The 18,766-nt window shown below is 72.4% G+C and carries 12 protein-coding genes and 3 pseudogenes; 2 read left to right on the top strand and 13 right to left on the bottom strand.

The genetic code is table 11. From position 1 onward, the window contains the following. Positions 1–273, top strand: a pseudogene (locus AAHZ94_RS10460) (hypothetical protein); the annotation flags it as partial. A 261-nt stretch (positions 274–534) separates the two neighbouring features. Here the strand turns inward: AAHZ94_RS10460 and pssA are convergent. The 9 genes and pseudogenes from pssA to AAHZ94_RS10415 form a co-directional block, all read right to left on the bottom strand. Further along, positions 535–1,392: a CDP-diacylglycerol--serine O-phosphatidyltransferase gene (gene pssA / locus AAHZ94_RS10455; protein ID WP_349992416.1), complete on the bottom strand. Its 858-nt coding sequence runs from the start codon at positions 1,390–1,392 to the stop codon at positions 535–537. Continuing rightward, positions 1,379–2,026 (bottom strand): phosphatidylserine decarboxylase, encoded by a 648-nt coding sequence (locus tag AAHZ94_RS10450; RefSeq protein WP_349992414.1) that lies wholly within the window; start codon positions 2,024–2,026, stop codon positions 1,379–1,381. Before AAHZ94_RS10450 ends, pssA begins: the two co-directional genes overlap by 14 nt. 170 nt (positions 2,027–2,196) lie before the next feature. Further along, positions 2,197–3,411 (bottom strand): acyl-CoA dehydrogenase family protein, encoded by a 1,215-nt coding sequence (locus tag AAHZ94_RS10445; protein ID WP_349992413.1) that lies wholly within the window; start codon positions 3,409–3,411, stop codon positions 2,197–2,199. A gap of 135 nt (positions 3,412–3,546) precedes the next feature. After that, positions 3,547–4,065, bottom strand: a pseudogene (locus AAHZ94_RS10440) (MaoC family dehydratase); the annotation flags it as partial. A 230-nt stretch (positions 4,066–4,295) separates the two neighbouring features. Continuing rightward, a complete protein-coding gene (locus AAHZ94_RS10435; protein ID WP_349992412.1) occupies positions 4,296–5,276 on the bottom strand; it encodes an HpcH/HpaI aldolase/citrate lyase family protein in 981 nt (326 codons plus the stop codon). After that, positions 5,273–7,501: a methylmalonyl-CoA mutase family protein gene (locus AAHZ94_RS10430; protein ID WP_502964634.1), complete on the bottom strand. Its 2,229-nt coding sequence runs from the start codon at positions 7,499–7,501 to the stop codon at positions 5,273–5,275. The genes AAHZ94_RS10435 and AAHZ94_RS10430 overlap by 4 nt, the downstream gene beginning before the upstream one ends. Before the next feature lie 140 nt (positions 7,502–7,641). Next, positions 7,642–8,979, bottom strand: coding sequence for a crotonyl-CoA carboxylase/reductase (ccrA, locus tag AAHZ94_RS10425; protein WP_349992411.1), 1,338 nt, complete (start codon positions 8,977–8,979; stop codon positions 7,642–7,644). 673 nt (positions 8,980–9,652) lie between these two features. Next, positions 9,653–10,489 (bottom strand): TetR family transcriptional regulator, encoded by an 837-nt coding sequence (locus tag AAHZ94_RS10420; protein ID WP_349992410.1) that lies wholly within the window; start codon positions 10,487–10,489, stop codon positions 9,653–9,655. Positions 10,490–10,709: 220 nt separating this feature from the next. Continuing rightward, positions 10,710–12,605, bottom strand: a complete 1,896-nt coding sequence (locus AAHZ94_RS10415; RefSeq protein ID WP_349992409.1) for a 3-hydroxyacyl-CoA dehydrogenase family protein — start codon at positions 12,603–12,605, stop codon at positions 10,710–10,712. Positions 12,606–13,498: 893 nt separating this feature from the next. Here AAHZ94_RS10415 and AAHZ94_RS10410 point away from each other — a divergent pair. Continuing rightward, the gene (locus AAHZ94_RS10410; RefSeq protein ID WP_349992408.1) at positions 13,499–14,167 is read left to right on the top strand and encodes a hypothetical protein; all 669 of its coding nucleotides are present in this window, start codon (positions 13,499–13,501) and stop codon (positions 14,165–14,167) included. A 79-nt stretch (positions 14,168–14,246) separates the two neighbouring features. Here the strand turns inward: AAHZ94_RS10410 and AAHZ94_RS10405 are convergent, their stop codons facing one another. From AAHZ94_RS10405 to AAHZ94_RS10390, 4 genes and pseudogenes are all read right to left on the bottom strand, one after another. After that, positions 14,247–14,957 (bottom strand): response regulator, encoded by a 711-nt coding sequence (locus tag AAHZ94_RS10405; RefSeq protein WP_349992407.1) that lies wholly within the window; start codon positions 14,955–14,957, stop codon positions 14,247–14,249. A gap of 98 nt (positions 14,958–15,055) precedes the next feature. After that, a complete protein-coding gene (locus AAHZ94_RS10400) occupies positions 15,056–16,312 on the bottom strand; it encodes a sensor histidine kinase (protein WP_349992406.1) in 1,257 nt (418 codons plus the stop codon). Between the two features lie 5 nt (positions 16,313–16,317). Then, entirely contained in the window at positions 16,318–18,543 is a 2,226-nt protein-coding gene (locus tag AAHZ94_RS10395; protein ID WP_349992405.1) for an MMPL family transporter, read from the bottom strand. Further along, positions 18,540–18,766: pseudogene (locus tag AAHZ94_RS10390) on the bottom strand (hypothetical protein); the annotation flags it as partial. The gene AAHZ94_RS10395 and the pseudogene AAHZ94_RS10390, both read right to left, overlap by 4 nt.

Genomic DNA, 18,766 nt, shown 5'->3' with positions numbered 1-18,766 from the left:
TCCCGGGGGGGGGGGGGGGGGGGGGGCCCGGGGGGGGGGGGGGGGGGGGGGGGGGGGGGGGGGGGCGGGGGGGCGCCGGCGGGGGGGGGGGGGGGGGGGGGGGGGGGGGGGGGGGGGGGGGGGGGCCGGCCCGCGGCCCCGGGGCCCCCCCCCGGCCTGGAGCGCGCGTACGCCCTGAGCGCCATCGAACCCGACCAGGCCCGCTCCATGGCCGCCGCCGGCCCCCTCGTCGAACGCCTGGCCGCGCACATCGCGGCGGACTACCTGACCTGAGCCCCAAGCTCCTCGCCGGTGGCCCCGCCCCGCGGAGGCCCCGTATGCCGCGGGGCCGTACGGCCACAGCCGCACCCCGCAGGAGGCCCCGTACGCCAGCGGCCCGCACAGCCACAGCCCGCCCGGAGGCCTCGTACGCCGCAGCCCCCGCGCACCCCAGGTCCGCCAGCGCGCCGGCCCCGCCACGACGTCGCCCGCCGGTACGCCGAAGGGCCCGAGCACATGGCTCGGGCCCTTCGGTGACGTATGGGAGTGTGCGGGCTACGGGAGCTGCGTGGCCCGGGCCTCGCGGCGGTTGTCGCGGAACGTGTTGACCCGCCGTGCCGTCGCGAACAGCGGGATCACCGCCCCGAGCACCACCTGGAGCGCACAGCCGGTCTGGAGCAGCAGCTCCCCGCCGGGCGCCTCGAAGGCCCAGGCAGCCAGCAGGCCCATGCTCAGCATGATCCAGCCGAGCATGGCCAGTGCGAGCAGCCCGCGCGGCTTCGGGTACTCCACGCGGCTCACCATCAGCCAGGCCACGCCCACGATGGCCAGCAGCGTCGGGAAGAACGGGAGCTCAAGCAGGACCACGGAGATCACGGTCAGCGCCCCGAAGGGGCTCGGCATGCCCTGGAAGACGCCGTCGCGCAGCGTGGTGCACGAGAACCGTGCGAGTCTGAGCACGACGGCGAGCAGGACCACGATCGCGGCCACCGCCGACACCCGCTGGTACGCGTCGTCGGCGACCATGCCCCACACCACGACGAAGTACGCCGGGGCGAGCCCGAAGCTGATCAGGTCGGAGAGGTTGTCCAGCTCCGCGCCCATCGCCGAGCTGCGCAGCTTGCGCGCCACGAGCCCGTCGAAGAGGTCGAAGACCGAGGCCAGCAGCATCAGCATGACCGCGGTGGCCGCGCTGTGCCGGGCCATGCCACCGTCCTCGTTCCCCGTCAGGTGCGGGATGAGGACGCCGGTGGTGGTGAAGTACACGGCCATGAAGCCGCAGGTGGCGTTGCCGAGGGTGAGCGTGTCCGCTATCGAGAGCCGCGTGGACAGCGGCATGTCGTCCGCGTCGTCCGCGCCTTCCTCGGCCTCGGGAACCCAGGCGGTCTGGGTTTCCGGATCAACTACGGTCAAGGCGAGTCACCCCCGCGGTGGTGGTCTCGCCGACCTCGACCGCGGTCTCGACACCTTCCGGGAGGTAGATGTCGACCCGCGCACCGAAGCGGATCAGACCGATCCGCTCACCCTGCTCGACCTTGGTGCCCTGCGGCACGTACGGCACGATGCGACGGGCGACGGCCCCGGCGATCTGGACCATCTCGATGTCCCCGAGCTCGGTGTCGAAGTGCCAGACAACGCGCTCGTTGTTCTCGCTCTCCTTGTTGAACGCCGGGACGAACCCGCCGGGGATGTGCTCGACCGAGGTCACCGTGCCCGCCAGCGGCGCGCGGTTGACATGGACGTTCAACGGGCTCATGAAGATCGCGACCCGGGTCCGTCCGTCCTTCCACGGCATGATGCTCTGCACCACGCCGTCGGCGGGGGAGATGACCCGGCCCTGCGCGATCTCGCGCTCGGGGTCACGGAAGAACCACAGCATGCCCGCCGCGAGCGCGGTGGCGGGCACGGCGGCGGCAGCCCAGCGCCCCGAGCGACGGGAGCGGGCCAGGCTCACAGCCGCCGTGGCGACGGTTGGCAGGAGCCACGGCGACGCTCCGCGCGCTAGGCGTACGCGTGCGCGACGTGCAGTGGAAGAGCTGTGGGGCATGGATGACCTTCGTAGCGGAGGGTGCCGCTTAGCGAAAAAGGGGACGGCGGCTTTTCCGGGATGGTATCGGTTGCGGGCGGCAACTGGGCAAGCGCCAGGGCCAGTCGGTGGCTGAAGAGCAGTGACGGGCTGTGATGTAGTTCTCGAAAAAACCACCCTGAACCGGACAATCACCCCTGGAAGCGGTACTCCTCCAGGAGGCGGCGCCCGATGATCATTTTCTGGATCTCAGCGGTGCCCTCGCCGATGAGGAGCATGGGCGCCTCGCGGTAGAGACGCTCGATCTCGTATTCCTTGGAGAAGCCGTAACCGCCGTGGATGCGGAAGGCGTCCTCCACGACCTCTTTGCAGTACTCGGAGGCCAGGTACTTGGCCATGCCTGCTTCGAGGTCGTTGCGCTGCCCGGCGTCCTTCTTGCGGGCCGCATTGACCATCATCGCATGCGCGGCTTCGACCTTGGTTCCCATTTCTGCCAGTTTGAACTGGATCGCCTGGTGCTGGGCGATCGGCTTGCCGAACGTATGGCGCTGCTGGGCATAGGAAACGCCCAGCTCAAAGGCGCGCTGCGCGACGCCGCAGCCACGGGCCGCAACATTGACGCGTCCGACCTCGACCCCGTCCATCATCTGGTAGAAGCCGCGTCCCGTACGGCCGCCGAGCACCCGGTCGGCCGGGATGCGCAGCCCGTCCATGATCAACTCGGTGGTGTCGACGCCCTTGTACCCCATCTTCTCGATCTTGCCGGGGATGGTCAGGCCGGGCCGCACCTCGCCGAACCCGGGCTCCTTCTCGACCAGGAACGTCGTCATCGAGCGGTGCGGCTTGGCCGCCGCGTCGGCTGGCGACAATCCCTCGTCGGTCCGGCACAAGACCGCCACCAGTGACGAGGTTCCGCCATTGGTGAGCCACATCTTCTGGCCGGTGAGGAGGAAGTCATCGCCGTCCCGTACGCCCTTGGATGTGATGGATGACACATCTGAGCCGAGGGCCGGCTCGGACATCGAGAACGCGCCACGGACCTCGCCCGCCGCCATGCGCGGCAGGAAGTGGTCCTTCTGTTCTTCGGTGCCGTGTTGCTTCAGCAGGTACGCCACGATGAAGTGCGTATTGATGATGCCCGAGACGCTCATCCAGCCGCGGGCGATCTCCTCCACGCACAGTGCGTAGGTGAGCAGCGACTCGCCGAGTCCGCCGTATTCTTCGGGAATCATCAGCCCGAAGACGCCGAGTTCCTTGAGCCCCTCGACGATCTGGCTCGGATATTCGTCGCGGTGTTCCAACTCGGTGGCGACCGGGAGGATCTCCTTGTCGACAAAATCTCTTACGGTGGCGAGTATTTCGCGCTGGATTTCGGTGAGGCCATCGGTCTGGGCGAGTCGGCTCATCGCTGTTCCTCACTTCACGGGGGCCGGGGCGGCGGGCGTGTCCGTCCCCTCGGGCGGGCCGGACTTGGCGGGTCCGCCCGGCTCGCGGGGCCCGCTCGGCTCGTTGGGCTTCTCGGGACGGCCGGGCTTGCCGGGTTCGCTGGGTCTGCCGGGTTCGCGCAGGACCGGCCGGCCGGGCTGCTCGCCGCCGCGCTCCGCGACGTACGTGGCGTTGGGCACCATCACCTTGCGCCGGAACACGCAGACCAGGGTGCCGTCCTGGGTGTAGCCCTTGGTCTCCACCGAGACGATGCCGCGGTCCGGCTTGGACCGCGACGGGGTCTTGTCCAACACCTCGGTCTGGCCGTACAGCGTGTCGCCGTGGAAGGTCGGCGCCACGTGCCGCAGCGACTCGACCTCCAGGTTGGCGATGGCCTTGCCGGACACGTCGGGCACGGACATGCCGAGCAACAGCGAGTAGACGTAGTTGCCGACCACCACGTTCTTGCCGAAGTCGGTGGTCTGCTCCGCGTAGTGCGCGTCGAGGTGCAGCGGGTGGTGGTTCATGGTGAGCAGACAGAACAGGTGGTCGTCGTACTCGGTGATGGTCTTGCCCGGCCAGTGCTGGTACACCTCACCGACCGTGAACTCCTCGTAGGTGCGGCCGAACTGCATGGTTGCTGTCCCTCCGGATGGCACCCGGGCCGAGGCGGCCCGGCGTGCTGCGGTCTGATGGGGCGTGGGGTACGCGGTAGGGGTGCGCGGCGGACGGCCGGCCACCCCTACCGGGTGCAACGGGGCGGCCGGGCGCCTCTGCTGGGCCCGGGGCGAGCTCGGCGGACGCCCCGCCCGAGCGCGACGGGGTGGCCGGACGCCCCTACTCGGCCTGCGGCGGGCCGCCGGGCTCAGCCGGTCGGCGGCTCGAACTTGCTGGTGCGGTGCAGGCCGGCGGCCCGGCCCTTGCCCGCGATCACCAGCGCCATCTTGCGGCTGGCCTCGTCGATCATCTCGTCGCCGAGCATCGCCGAGCCCTTCTTGCCGCCGGCCTCCGAGGTGGACCACGCGTACGCGTCCAGGATCAGTTCGGCGTGGTCGAAGTCCTCCTGGGAGGGCGAGAACACCTCGTTGGCGGCATCGATCTGCCCCGGGTGCAGCACCCACTTGCCGTCGAAGCCGAGCGCCGCGGCCCGCCCGGCCACCGCACGGAACCCGTCCACGTTCTTGATCTGCAAGTACGGGCCGTCGATGGCCTGGAGGTCGTGCGCCCTGGCCGCCATCAGAATCCGCATCAGGATGTAGTGGTACGCGTCGGCCGGGTAGCCCGGCGGCTGCTCGCCCACCACCAGCGACTTCATGTTGATGGAGGCCATGAAGTCGGCCGGGCCGAAGACGATGGTCTCCATGCGGGGCGAGGCGGCGGCGATCTCGTCCACGTTCACCAGACCCTTGGCGTTCTCGATCTGCGCCTCGATGCCGATCCGGCCCACCGTGAAGCCCATCGTCTGCTCGATCTGGGTGAGCAACAGGTCCAGCGCCACGATCTGCTGGGCGTCCTGCACCTTGGGCAGCATGATGCAGTCCAGGTTCGGCCCGGCGCCCTCCACCACGGTGATGACGTCCCGGTACGTCCAGTGCGTGGTCCAGTCGTTGACCCGCACCACCCGGGTCTTGCCGCTCCAGTCGCCGCTGTTCAGCGCGTGCACGATGGCGTGCCGCGCGGCCTCCTTGGCCAGCGGCGCGCACGCGTCCTCCAGGTCCAGGAACACCTGGTCGGCGGGGAGCCCCTGGGCCTTCTCCAGGAACCGGGGGTTGCTGCCTGGCACGGCGAGGCAGGAGCGGCGCGGGCGCAGCCGGCCTGCGGACGACGCGGACGGGCGGGCGATCATGCGGTGGCCTCCAAGGGGTCGAGCTGGTTCGCTGTGCGGATCTCATCGACGATACGGCCGATGATCTCGGTGATGCCGAAGTCCTTCGGCGTGAAGACGGCTGCCACGCCCGCGGCGCGCAGCGCACGGGCGTCCGCCGCCGGGATGATCCCACCGACGACCACCGGAATGGGAGCGTCCACCGAATCGCCGGAACCGGCGGCACGGGGGTCGGGGGCGGAGCCGGGTTCGGTAGCGGTCCCGGGGGTGGCGCTGGGTTCGGTGCCGGGGGCGGGGTCGGCGGCGGTACGAGGGTCGGCACCGGCCGCGCCGACGTCAGCCGTACCCGCGCCGGACGCCCCGACGCCAGCCGCACCGCCGTCGAACGGCGCAGCCCCGGGGACGCTGCCGCCGGCCCCGGCCGCACGCAACCTGTCGAGCACGTCCGGCACCAGCGCGGCGTGTGACCCGGACAGGATCGACAGGCCGACGCAGTGCACGTCCTCCGCGACGGCCGCCGCCACGATCTGCTCGGGCGTGAGCCTGATGCCCTGGTAGACCACTTCGAAGCCGGCGTCCCTGGCCCGTACGGCGATCTGTTCCGCACCGTTGCTGTGCCCGTCGAGGCCGGGCTTGCCGACCAGCAGCCGCAACTTGCCGACGCCGAGGTCGGCCGCCGTCTTGGCGACCTTGTCGCGCACCGCGGCCAGCGTGCTGCCAGGTTCGGCCGACAGCGCGAGCGGGGCGCCGCTCACCCCGGTCGGCGCGCGGTACTCGCCGAACACCTCGCGCAGCGCCCACGACCACTCGCCGGTGGTCACCCCCGCCCGCACGCAGGCCAGGGTCGGCCCCATCAGGTTGTCGCTGCCGGCCGCCGCGGCCTTCAGCGCGGCCAGCGCCTCCTGCGCGCGGGCCTCGTCGCGGTCCTCCTGCCAACGGTGCAGCGCGGACACCACCTTGGCCTCGTTCGCCGGGTCCACCGTCATGATCGCGGTGTCGAGATCGGCGGTCAGCGGGCTCGGCTCGGTGGTGGTGAAGCAGTTGACGCCCACGATTCGTTCGTCGCCCGCCTCGATCCTGGCCCGCCGCTCCGCGTGCGAGGCGACCAACTGCGACTTGAGGTAGCCGGACTCGACGGCGGCCATCGCCCCGCCCATCTCCTCGATGCGCGCCATCTCGGCCAGTGCGTCGGCGGTGAGGGCGGCCACCTTCGCCTCGATGACGTGCGACCCGGCGAAGATGTCCGCGTACTCCAACAGGTCGCTCTCGTGCGCCAGGACCTGCTGGATGCGCAGCGACCACTGCTGGTCCCAGGGCCGGGGCAGGCCGAGCGCCTCGTTCCAGGCCGGGAGCTGTACGGCCCGGGCGCGGGCGTCCTTGGAGAGGGTGACGGCGAGCATCTCCAGGACGATCCGCTGGACGTTGTTCTCGGGCTGCGCCTCGGTCAGGCCGAGCGAGTTGACCTGCACGCCGTAGCGGAACCGGCGCTGCTTGGGCTCCTGCACCCCGTACCGCTGGTGCGTGATCTGGTCCCAGATGCGCCCGAAGGCGCGCATCTTGCACATCTCCTCGATGAACCGTACGCCCGCGTTGACGAAGAACGAGATGCGGCCGACCACATCGCCGAACCGCTCCTGCGGCACCTGCCCCGAATCGCGTACGGCGTCCAGGACGGCGACGGCCGTGCTCATGGCGTACGCGATCTCCTGCACCGGGGTCGCCCCGGCCTCCTGGAGGTGGTAGCTACAGATGTTGATCGGGTTCCACTTGGGGAGGTGGTTGACCGTGTACGTGATCGTGTCGGTGGTCAGCCGCAGGCTCGGGCCCGGCGGGAAGACGTGCGTGCCGCGCGACAGGTACTCCTTGACGATGTCGTTCTGCGTGGTGCCGGCCAACTGGGCGAGGTCCGCGCCCTGCTCCTCGGCCACCACCTGGTAGAGCGCCAGCAGCCACATCGCCGTCGCGTTGATGGTCATGGAGGTGTTGGTCCGCTCCAGCGGTATGTCCTGGAACAGCCGCCGCACGTCCCCCAGATGGGACACCGGCACCCCGACCCGGCCCACCTCGCCACGGGCCAGCACGTGATCGGGGTCGTACCCGGTCTGGGTCGGCAGGTCGAACGCGACCGAGAGGCCGGTCTGCCCCTTGGCGAGATTGCGCCGGTACAGCGCGTTGGACGCCTCGGCGGTGGAGTGCCCGGCGTACGTCCGCATCAGCCACGGACGATCCTTGTGACGCTCAGTCATATGGGTCTGTACCTCAACCGTTCGAAGAGTCTGGTGAGTCTGGCGGGTCGCTCCGGTCGGTGCCGACCCGCTCCGTGTCGCGGCTGCGTCCGTCTGTCCACTCCGCTACGCGTCGCGACTGCGGTTGATCTTCCACTCCGCTACGCGTCGCGGAAACGATTAATAGCGTCGATGTGCTGGGAGCGCAGCTCTTCGTTCCGGATTCCCAGGCCCTCTTCGGGGGCGAGGGCCAGGACGCCGACCTTGCCCTGGTGCAGGTTGCGGTGTACGTCGTACGCGGCCTGGCCGGTCTCGTGCAGGCGGTAGGTCTTCGACAGGGTGGGGTGGATCTTCCCCTTGGCGACCAGCCGGTTGGCCTCCCACGCCTCGCGGTAGTTGGCGAAGTGCGAGCCGACGATCTTCTTGAGCGACATCCACAGATAGCGGTTGTCGTACTCGTGGGTGTAGCCGGAGGTGGAGGCGCAGGTCACGATGGTGCCGCCCTTGCGGGTGACGTAGACGGAGGCGCCGAAGGTGTCGCGGCCGGGGTGCTCGAAGACGATGTCCACGTCCTCGCCGCCGGTCAGTTCGCGGATGCGCTTGCCGAACCGCTTCCACTCGCGCGGGTCCTGGGCCCGTTCGTCCTTCCAGAACCGGTAGCCCTCCGCGCTGCGGTCGATGATCGCCTCGGCGCCCATCCGCCGGCAGATCTCGGCCTTCTGCGCACTGGAGACCACACAGATCGGGGTGGCCCCGCCGGCCAGCGCGAACTGCGTGGCGTACGAGCCGAGGCCCCCGCTGGCGCCCCAGATCAGCACGTTGTCGCCCTGCTTGAGGCCGGCCCCGTTGCGCGATACCAACTGCCGGTACGCGGTGGAGTTGACGAGCCCGGGCGCCGCGGCCTCCTCCCAACTGAGGTGCCCCGGCTTCGGCATGAGCTGGTTGGACTTGACCAGGGCGAGTTCGGCGAGGCCGCCGAAGTTGGTCTCGAAGCCCCAGATGCGCTGTTCCGGGTCGAGCATGGTGTCGTCGTGGCCGTCCGCCGACTCCAACTCGACCGACAGGCAGTGCGCGACCACCTCGTCGCCCGGCCGCCAGGCGTTGACGCCGGGCCCGGTGCGCAGCACCACCCCCGCCAGGTCCGAGCCGATGACGTGGTACGGCAGGTCGTGCCGCTTGGCGAGCGGTGAGAGCCGCCCGTACCGCTCAAGGAAGGCGAAGGTCGAGACGGGCTCGAAGATCGAGGTCCACACGGAGTTGTAGTTGACCGAGCTGGCCATGACCGCGACCAGCGCTTCCCCGGGGCCGAGTTCGGGCACCGCCACCTCTTCCACGTGCAGCGACTTGCGCGGGTCCTTCTCCCGGCTGGGCAGCCCGTCGAACATCTCGGCCTCGTCCCTGTGGACGGTCACCGCGCGGTACGAGGAGGGCAGCGGCAGGGCGGCGAAGTCCGCGGGCGTGCTGTCCGGGGCGAGGATCGCATCCAGGATTTCGTTCATCGATGGGCCTCCGGCGAGCGCTTGGGGACGCTTGGGGGAACGCTGCGGTCAGTGCAGGGAGTGCGGATATGCGGATATGGGGATGTGCGGATATGTGCTGGTGCTGGTGCGCTGGGGTTGCGGATGCGTGCCGTCGGTTCGGCGTGCTGGCGCAGGGCGGTGCGGGGTCCCGTCGGGCTCGGCCCCCGCTGGTGGTGGGGTGCCGCTGGGCCGGGCGGGACGAAGGTGCCTGTGACGCAGGCGTCCGGGCGCGCAACGACGGTGCGGGGACAGCCGACACGCGAGACTTCTGCTACGCGCCGGCCGCTCGGACAACCTCAACGTATGGCACCGCGTGCCATGCGACAAGACACTGGGTGCCAACAATTTCTCTCAGTTGTCATCCTCGATGCACGCATGAGCAAGAACGGCCGCCCCGGGCGGGGCGGCCGTTGCGTGCGGCGAGCGGATCGGTTCGTTCGGTGACGGCGCCCTGTGCGTACGGGCCGTGTGCGTACGGGCCGTGTGCGTACGGGCCCTGTGCTGACGGGCCGTGTGCGTACGGGCTTACGCGTACGCGCCCGCCTCATGTACGGGGCCACGCGCGCGTACGGGCCCGCGCGTGGCGGCGCGTACGGGCCGAGGTCATCCCCGCAGGTGGGCGGACCGTTCGGCCGGGGTGTCCAACAAGCGGTCAGCGCTGCGGGATCGCCCGCTCGATGGCGCGCATCACCTCGGACAGCGGCGCGTCCGTGCGCGCCACCGCGACCAGCACCTCACCGCTGGCCGAGACCAGCGCGGCGGGCCGCTCGTCGGTGGGCCGGTAGGCCCGGAAGCCGGTGCCGAACGTCTTGCGCACGATGGCGAAGGCGTGGTCGAGCTGCGCCTCCACATCGCCGTCGCCGTTGGCCCGCAGCCACCGCCGCAGCACGTGGTTGTGCGCGGTGACCACGGCGGACGCGGCGACCTCGGCCAACAGCGGGTCGTCGTTGCCGTCCCGGTGTGCCGTCTCGTCGAAGTGGCCGAGCAGATAGCGGGTGAACAGCCGCTCGTACCGGGCGACTGAGGCGATCTCCGCCTCGCGCAGCGTCGGCACCTCGCGGGTGAGCCGGTAGCGGGCCACCGACACCTCGGGGTCGGCGGCGTACATCCGCATGACCTCCTTGATGCCGCGGCACACGGTGTCGAGCGGGTGCTCGTGCGCGGGCGCGGCCTCCAGCACGGCCTCGGCCCGTACCAGCGTGTCGTCGTGGTCCGGGAAGATGGCCTCTTCCTTGGAGCGGAAGTGCCGGAAGAAGGTCCGGCGGGCGACGCCCGCCCTGGCCGCGATCTCGTCGACCGTCGTCGCCTCGTACCCCTTGGCCGCGAAGAGGTCCATGGCGGCAGCCGCGAGCTTGCGACGCATGGTCAGCCGTTGCGCGGCGGCGCGACGGCTGCTGGCGCTCTCGGTGCCGTCGGACGTCTTGCCTGCGGTGGCTTGCTGGTTACGGGCGGACTTTACGGGCTGGGCCATGGGGGGAACGTACTGCATTTTTCCCCAAGGCAGGTCAGCGCCCCGGGCCCGGGGCCCGTCCCGGGCCGCGGCGCCCGGCGGTTCCAGCAGCCCGCCCCACCCGGCCCCGGGCACCGGCGGGGGCCAGGGCCGCGGGTGCGGGGACGGTGTCCGTCCCGCGCCCGGGCTGCCGTCGGCCGCCGCCGCGTGGGGAGTGCCGGTCCGCTGTCCGCCGGCTACGCGCGGAGCGCCGGCCGGCTCAGGCCCGTGCATGCTCGCGGAAGCCGCGGCCCGTCTTGCGGCCCAGGCAGCCCGCCGCGACCAGGTGTTCCAGCAGCGGCGCGGGCGCGAGGCCCGGCTCGCGGAACGCCTGGTGCAGCACCTTCTCGATGGCCAGCGACACGTCGAGGCCGACCACGTCGAGCAGTTCGAAGGGGCCCATCGGATAGCCGCCGCCGAGCTTCATCGCGGCGTCGATGTCGTCCGGGCTCGCATAGTGCTCCTGCACCATCTTCACGGCGTTGTTGAGGTAGGGGAACAGCAACGCGTTCACGATGAACCCGGCCCGGTCCCCGCAGTCCACCGGGTGCTTGCCCACCTGGTGGCAGACCCGCCGCACGGTGGCGTGCGCGGCGTCGCAGGTCAGCACCGTACGCACCACCTCCACCAGCTTCATCGCCGGCGCCGGGTTGAAGAAGTGCATGCCGACCACGTCCTGCGGGCGGGACGTCGCCCGGGCGCAGGAGATGACCGGCAGCGAGGAGGTCGTGGTGGCCAGCACCGCGCCCGGCTTGCACACCTCGTCCAGCATGTGGAAGAGCCGCTGTTTGACCGTCAGGTCCTCGGCGACCGCCTCCACCGCGAGCTCCACGTCGGCGAACGCCGCGAGCGACCCGCTGGTGGTGATCCGGGCCAGCGCCGCGTCCCTGGCCGCTTCGGTCAGCCGGCCCCTGGCCACGGAGCGGCCCAGCGACTTCGCGATCCGCGCCTTCGCCCGCTCGGCCTTCGCCGCCTCGCGCCCGGCGAGCACCACGGCGTACCCGCCGACGGCGAACACCTCGGCGATGCCGCTGGCCATGGTGCCGGAGCCGGCCACGCCCACGGTGCGCACCGGGGCCGGGCCTCCGCCGGCCACGGGCGCCTCGGCGTAGGGGGTTTGGGCGCCGGACGTCTGGGCGGCGGGTGTCTGGACCTCGGGCGCCTGGGGGGCGTTCGACGTCCGGGCGTTCGGCGTCTCGGCGTCCGGGACCACCACCTCGCTGCCCGGCTCCTGGTAGGTGTAGAAGCCGCGGCCCGTCTTGCGCCCCGTCAGCCCCGCCGCGCTGAGCTGGCCGAGTACGGGCGCGGGCGCGTGCAGCCGGTCGTGCGCGGCCGCGTACATCGCCTCCAGGACGGTACGGGCGGTGTCCACGCCGATCAGGTCGAGCAGTGCGAGCGGCCCCATCGGCAACCCGCAGCCAAGCCGCATCGCCGCGTCGATGTCCTCCCGGGACGCGTACTTCGCCTCGTACATCGCCGCGGCCTGGTTGAGGTAGCCGAACAGCAACCCGTCGGCGACGAACCCGGGCCGGTCGCCGACCGGGACCGGCTCCTTGCCGAGCTCCCGCGCCAGCGCCGTGACCGAGGCGACGGCCACCGGCGCGGTCAGCACCGACGAGACCACCTCGACCAGTTTCATGGCCGGGGCCGGGTTGAAGAAGTGCAGGCCCAGGACGCGTTCGGGGTGGGCGGAATCGGCCGCGAGCCGGGTCACGGACAGGGCGTTGGTGCCGGTCGCCAGGATCGTGTCGGTACGCACCACCGCATCGAGCGCGGTGAACACCGCGTGCTTGGTGGCGTAGTCCTCCGGCACCACCTCGATCACCAGGTCGGCATCGGCCGCGGCCCTCAGGTCGGGTGCGGTACGGAACCTGGCGAGCGCGTCCAGGCGTTGCCGCTCGGTGATCCGCCCGCGCCGCACGGCCCGCGCGGTGGAGGCGGCGAGCGCCGCAACGGCCCGCCGGGCGGCGACGTCCGAGGTGTCGATCCCGATGACGGGGTGACCCGCACAGGCCAACACCTCCGCGATGCCGGCGCCCATGGTGCCGAGGCCGACGACGGCCACGGCGTGCAGGGGCAGCGGTTCAGGGGTGGGGAGGGTGGAGAGAACGTCCATCGCGAGACTCCAGGGGTGTTCCCCGCCTCGTGCCGCGGGGAGAGGTGACGACTGAGGAGTTGCGCGGCCCCCGGCGGGCAACCGTGCCCACAGGGACCGTGGCGGCGGGCGGCGAAGGCCCTGTCCCGGGGCCGCGCCACACGCCGAAAACACCGAACCGACTGCACTGGATGGCGGCTGCGTCACCAGGCCGCCAGAGCAGGGGTGCTGCTCGTGCCGGGGAGCCTAACTCGCCAGTAACCAAGAACACCAGGGCCGGTTCTCGCCAGTTCCGGGTGGCACACGTCACAGTGGCAGGGGGCGCGCCGGGCGGGTACCTCAGGGCGACGGACGGGGCCGGCGGGGCGGCTGCGCCGGCCGTGGCGGACCGGCCGGCCGGCGAGCCCGCCCCCACCTCCTTCCACCTCGCCCCACCGACCCCGCCGGGGCCGTACGCCGCGGGCGCGTCGGGTACGTCGGGTACGTCGGGTACGTCGGGCACGTCGGGTACGTCAGGCATATCGGACGCACCGGGTGGCTCCGGAAGCGCGGGCGGCTCGGGCGCGAACGGCTCGTCCCGTAACGGCGGTTCGGCGGGCGCGGCCGGTACGGGTGGCGCGGCGGGCGCGGCCGGCACCGCACGGCCCCGTGCGGGCACGAGCCCGGGCGCAGGCACGAGCCCGGGCACCGGTTCCGCGGCTTCGCGGCCCGCGGCGGGTGCGGCTGCCAGCGGGCGCGCGTACGGAGCGGCCGGTACGGGAGGCGCGGCCAGTACAGGGAGCACGGCCGGTACCGGAGCCGCAGGTGGTACGGGAGGCACCCGCGGCAGCGGGCGGAGTGCGGCGGCCGATGCCGGGCGGTTCCGGATCGGGGCGGGGGCCGGGGCGCCCGATCCGGCCGACGCGCGGCGCCGGGTGCGCCGGAACCGTACCCTCGCCATCACCCTCGCGGTCTCCGGCGCGGCCCTGACCGGCGTCCTGCTGTGGTGGCTGCTGCCGGCGCCGGGCGACAGCGGGGGCGAGACGCCCGACCCGGGCGCGCGGTCCAGCCAAAGCGGGGCGCCCACCGAACCGGGGCCCGGCACCGCGAACCAGCCGTCGGCGCCCACCTCGGCGGATCTGCCCGAAAAGGTCGACCTGTTGACCCCGGACGGCATCCGGCAGGCCATCGACAAGCTGCGGCCCGTGATGGGTGGCAGCCAGGTCATCCAGCTCGTGGTCTACCCCGAACACATCTCGGCCGAGGCGTTGGTGAAGGGCAGCAGCAAGAAGTACGACCGGTTCACCTACCGCGGCGGGGAGTCCGCCACCCGGGAAGGTGCCGGCGGGACCAAGTCGGACCCGGCGACCCCGGTCGACCTGAACGGCTTCGACTGGGACGCGGTGCCCGGGCTGCTGCGCACGGCGGACCGTACGCTCGGCGTCGAGCACCCCACCAGCCGCTACCTCGTCGTCAGCCCCGCGTCACAGGCGTTCAACGACGGCCCGACCATGAGCGTCTACCTCTCCGACGCGTACGGCTCCGGCTATCTGAAGGCCAGCCCGCAGGGCAAGGTGCTCTCCACGTCACCGCAGGAGGACTGACCGGCGGCCGGCTGCGCGGGGCTCGCCGCCTCCGCAGCCGCGCCGCGGGAGTTACGGCACCACGCCCCGGCACTCCCCCTCAGCCCCGGCCCGTACCCCCCGCGTCCGGTCGGACCAGCAGCCCGCGGTCCATCGCCACCACCACCGCGTGCGTGCGGTCGCTCACGTCCAACTTGGCGAAGATGCGCAGCAGATGGGTCTTCACGGTCGCCTCGCCGATGACCAGCCGGCGGCCGATCTCGGCGTTGGACAGGCCGTCGGCCACCGCGCCCAGCACCTCCACCTCGCGGCCGGTCAGCGCGGCCTGGACCGGCCGGCGCATCCTGGCGACCAGCCGCTGGGCCACCCGGGGCGCGAGGACCGTCTCGCCGCGGGCCGCGGACTCGATCGCGGCGACCAACTGTTCCCGCGACGCGTCCTTGAGCAGGTAGCCGACGGCGCCCGCCTCCACCGCCCGCTCGATCTCCACATCGGTGTCGTACGTGGTGAGGATCAGCACCCGGGTGTGCGCCCCACCGGCGATGATCCGCTCAGTCGCCGTCACGCCGTCCATCCGCGGCATCCGCAGGTCGAGCAGGGCCACATCGGGCTCCAGGGCCCGCACCTGCTCGACCGCCTCGGCGCCGTCCGCCGCCTCGCCGACGACCTCGACCCCGGGCTCCGGCGCCAACAGGGCGATCACGCCCGCCCGCATCACCGTGTGGTCGTCCACCACCAGGACCCGGATGCGCCGCCCACTCGCACCCCCGGCCCCCACCTCCCCGGCTGCCCCACCCGTCCTGGCCACCATCCCGCGCTCCCCTCCTACCAGCCGTATCCGTCGTGTCTGTAGGTGTCTGTAGGTGCCTGTACGTGTCAGTCGTCTACGTCATCTCCGTCGTACGCCGCCTACTCACCCCGTACGCCACGGCCACCCGCCGCATCCGACCCGCCAACTCGCTCGTCCTCCACCTCCCCCGCCGCCCCCTGATCGGCCGTGGGGACGGTCGCGAGGACGCGGGTGCCGTCGCCGAGCGAGCTGGTCACCTGGAGTTCGCCGCCGAGTTCGGCGAGCCGGCGGCGCATGCCGTCCAGGCCGAAGCCCTCGGCGGTGGCCACCACGAAGCCGCGGCCGTCGTCGGTCAGTTCCAGTTCGACCCCGTACGGATGGTGCGCGAGGACCACGCCGACCGTGGTCGCCCCGGCGTGCTTGCGGACGTTGGCCAGCGACTCCTGGGCGCAGCGCAGCAGGGCGATCCTGGCCCGCTGGTCGCAGGCCACCTCCGGCAGTTCCGCCGCCACCGCGAGCCCGGTGTCCTGCGCGAACCGGTCCAGGGTGCGGCGCAGCGCGTCGGCCAGCGAACCGGGCGCGACGCCGTGCCCGGGGGCCGAACTCACCAGCGCCCGGGCCTCGGTGAGGTTCTCGCGGGCCGTCTGCTCGATGGAGCGGAGTTGTCGGGCGCTGCGCTCCGGGTCGGTGGTCAGGCCCGAGCGCGCCGCCTCCGCCCGCACGATGATCGAGGCGAAGCCCTGGGCGAGGGTGTCGTGGATGTCGCGGGCGAGGCGTTCGCGTTCGTCGGCGGCGCCCTGCCGCTGGTGCGCCTCGGCCAATCTGGCCTGTGCCTGCGCGAGTTCCGCGGCGAGCGCGTCGGCCCTGGCCCGGGTGAGGCCGATGAAGCGGTAGGCCAGCAGGCCGAGCCCGACACCGGCCGCGTAGCCGATGAGGGTGGCGAGGAAGTTGCCGCTGAGCAGGTTCGGGCTCCAGCCCTGCGGCAGCACCCCGGCCAGCGCGGTGACCAGCGCCGCGAAGCCGCTCAGCCTGATCGCGGCGCGCGGCCCGTCCGCGAAGACCCAGAACTGCGGGAGCGCCACCACGTACAGCGCGGCGGCGCCCTCCAGCACGTACGAGACGGCCCCGACCAGCAGTGCGGTGCCGATCAGCAGTACCCGGGCGCTCAGCACCGGGCGGCTGCGCAGCGCGAGCAGGCCCCCGTCGCCCGCGGCCAGCAGGGCCAGCAGCGCGACCGCCGTCCACAGCCTGGCCGGCCCGGCGGCCCGCACCGCCAGGGCGACCGGGCCGAGCCCGAAGAGCAACCAGACGATGCCGTACCAGAGGTGGAACCGCACGGCGAGGAACCAGTCGGCGGGCTGCGGCAGCGGGACCATGCTGGTCAGCCTACGGTTCCCAGGTCGTCGGTGGCCTGCTGCGGGCGGGCGCCCGGCAGTGGTTCCGCCGGGGCCTTGGGCCTGCGCGCGGTGCGCGACGGCCACCAGTTGGCCTCGCCGAGCAGCAGCATCAGCGCCGGCAGTAGCAGCATCCGGATGACGAACGCGTCCAGGAGTACGGCGACCGCCAGCACGTAGCCGATCTGCTTCATCTCCATCAGGTGCAGGCCGACGAAGCTGGCGAAGACCGTCACCATGACCACGGCCGCGCTGGTCACCACGGTCGCCGAGCGGCCGATGCCCTCGATGACGGCCTGCCGGGTCGGGGTCCCGGCCAGCACCGCCTCCCTGATCCGGCTGACCACGAACACCTGGTAGTCCATGGACAGTCCGAAGAGGATCACCAGCAGGAACAGCGGCACCCGGGAGCCGATCGAGCCGGTGGACTCGTAGTCGAGCAGGCCCTCGGCCCAGGAGTGTTGGAAGGTGAGGACCAGCACGCCCATCGACGCGGCGGCCGACAGCAGGTTCAGCACCACGCCCACCAGGCCGAGCACCACGGAGCGGAACGCCCACACCGTCATCGCGAACGTCACCACCAGCAGCGCGACGATGACCAGCGGCAGCTTCTCCTTCTGGTGGGTGGGGTAGTCGGCGTACCTGGCGACGTCGCCGGTGACCGCGACCTCCACGCCGGCGACCCGGCCGACGGTGGCCGGCACGTGCTCGGTACGGATCGAGCGCAGCGAGTCCTTGGCCGCGTCGGCGCTGACGTAGTGCGGGACCTGGAGTTGGAGCAGGCTGACCCGCCCGTCCGCGGAGGTGGCCAGGGAGCTCTGGCCGTTCAGCCGCGGGTCGTCCGCGACGTCGCGGGCCAGGTCGCGCAGCGCCTTCCTGACGGCGGGGGCGCGCTCCGCGTCCGCCCGCACCACCACCTGGTGCATGGCCTTGAGCTCGGGGAAGGCGGCGGTCAGCCGGTCGTAGCCCTGCATGGCGGTGATGGACCTGGAGTGCGTCTCACGGCCCAGGTCGGTGAGGTTCAAGCTGAGCGCGGGGGCGGCCAGTGCCAGCAGCGCGGCGACGGTGGCGGCAAGGGCCACCGCGGGCCGCTTGGCCACCACGGCCAGTACCGCGGTGGTGGCCCGGCCCGGTCCCGTACGGCGCTGCCGCCCGGTGCGGGTGGCGGTCTTGCCGCGGGCGATCCGGCGCTGGGCGCGGCGTTCGGCGCGGGCGCCGAGCAGTGCCAGCAGGGCCGGCAGGACGGTCCGCGAGCTGACCACGGCGACCAGGGTGACGACGACGGCGCCGACCGCGATCGAGGAGAAGATGACGTCGTCGACGAGGAAGAGCGTCGCGGAGGAGGCGGCGACGGCGAGGCCGGAGAGGACGACGGCCCGCCCGGAGGTGGCTGCGGCCAACTCCACCACGGCCCGCGGCGAGAGGCTGCCGCCCGCGCGGGCCCGTTCCTCGCGTTCGCGCTTGAGGTAGAAGAGCGTGTAGTCCACGCCGACGGCGAGCCCGATGAGCAGGATGACGTTGGTGCCGATGCCCGCGTCGGGGAAGGCGTGCGAGGCCAGCATCGACAGGCCGATGGAGGCGGCGATCGAGGTCAGCGCGAGGAGCAGCGGCACCAGCGCCATCGCCACCGAGGCGAACACCAGCAGCAGCGTGACGAGGGTGACCGGCAGCGCGATCAGCTCCGTACGGGCCAGGTCGTCGCCGCGCAGCTTGTCCACGCCCTTGCCGATCGAGGGCGAACCGGTCTCCTCGACGCGCAGATCGGGGTGGCGCTCCTGCACCGCCGCGGTCTGCGCGAGCAGCGGATCGACGTGCTTCTTGCCGTCGAGTTCGGGCCCCTCCATGGTGACCCGCACCCGGACCGCCGACCCGTCCGCGGCGCGCACCGGGTCCGCGACCGTGCGCACCTCGGGCAGTGCGCGCATCCGCGTCACCACCTCCCGGGCCGCCGCGTCCGCCGCGTCCCGCGCCAGCGGGCCGCTCCGTGAGGTGATCAGTACGTGTTCCACGGGCCGCTGCTGCAACCCGCCGTCGGCGGCCAACGCCTCGCCCCGGCCCGCCTCGCCGATGCGGAAGTCCTCGGACGCGGCCGGATTGCTCCCGACCGCGATCCCCGCCCCCAGGCACAGCACCACGAACACGAGCCAGCCGGCCACCGCCCGCCAGGGGTGCCCTGCGCTCCACCCCGCCATCCGAACAGAGAGATTCTTCATGCCTTTGATGCTGGTCGGCGGGGGGTTGCCGGCGGCAGCAGCGACCGGTGGAACCTGGGGTCCACCGGTCGGTGGACGGCGCCCTCCCGGGCGGGGGGGGTGAGGAGACGGCGGGTCGGAGTTCGGGGGGGGGGGGGGCCGCGGCGCCCCGGGGGGGCGGGGGCGGGGGGGGGGGGGGGCCCGCCCCCCCCGGGGCCCCCCCCCCCCCCCCCCCCCCCCCCCC

The organism is Streptomyces sp. HSW2009 (genome assembly GCF_040240285.1).
Taxonomy (GTDB): Bacteria; Actinomycetota; Actinomycetes; order Streptomycetales; family Streptomycetaceae; genus Streptomyces.
The sequence above is the reverse complement of the archived record's forward strand: the minus strand, read 5'-3'. Positions and strand labels throughout refer to the sequence as shown.

What these genes read in the sequence shown, in the direction of transcription:
- ccrA (WP_349992411.1), bottom strand. Translation starts at nt 8,979, where the DNA reads ATGAACGAAATCCTGGATGCGATCCTCGCCCCGGACAGCACGCCCGCG.
- AAHZ94_RS10450 (WP_349992414.1), bottom strand. Translation starts at nt 2,026, where the DNA reads ATGCCCCACAGCTCTTCCACTGCACGTCGCGCACGCGTACGCCTAGCG.
- AAHZ94_RS10430 (WP_502964634.1), bottom strand. Translation starts at nt 7,501, where the DNA reads ATGACTGAGCGTCACAAGGATCGTCCGTGGCTGATGCGGACGTACGCC.
- AAHZ94_RS10405 (WP_349992407.1), bottom strand. Translation starts at nt 14,957, where the DNA reads ATGGTGGCCAGGACGGGTGGGGCAGCCGGGGAGGTGGGGGCCGGGGGT.
- AAHZ94_RS10445 (WP_349992413.1), bottom strand. Translation starts at nt 3,411, where the DNA reads ATGAGCCGACTCGCCCAGACCGATGGCCTCACCGAAATCCAGCGCGAA.
- AAHZ94_RS10420 (WP_349992410.1), bottom strand. Translation starts at nt 10,489, where the DNA reads ATGCAGTACGTTCCCCCCATGGCCCAGCCCGTAAAGTCCGCCCGTAAC.
- AAHZ94_RS10415 (WP_349992409.1), bottom strand. Translation starts at nt 12,605, where the DNA reads ATGGACGTTCTCTCCACCCTCCCCACCCCTGAACCGCTGCCCCTGCAC.
- AAHZ94_RS10435 (WP_349992412.1), bottom strand. Translation starts at nt 5,276, where the DNA reads ATGATCGCCCGCCCGTCCGCGTCGTCCGCAGGCCGGCTGCGCCCGCGC.
- AAHZ94_RS10400 (WP_349992406.1), bottom strand. Translation starts at nt 16,312, where the DNA reads ATGGTCCCGCTGCCGCAGCCCGCCGACTGGTTCCTCGCCGTGCGGTTC.
- AAHZ94_RS10395 (WP_349992405.1), bottom strand. Translation starts at nt 18,543, where the DNA reads ATGAAGAATCTCTCTGTTCGGATGGCGGGGTGGAGCGCAGGGCACCCC.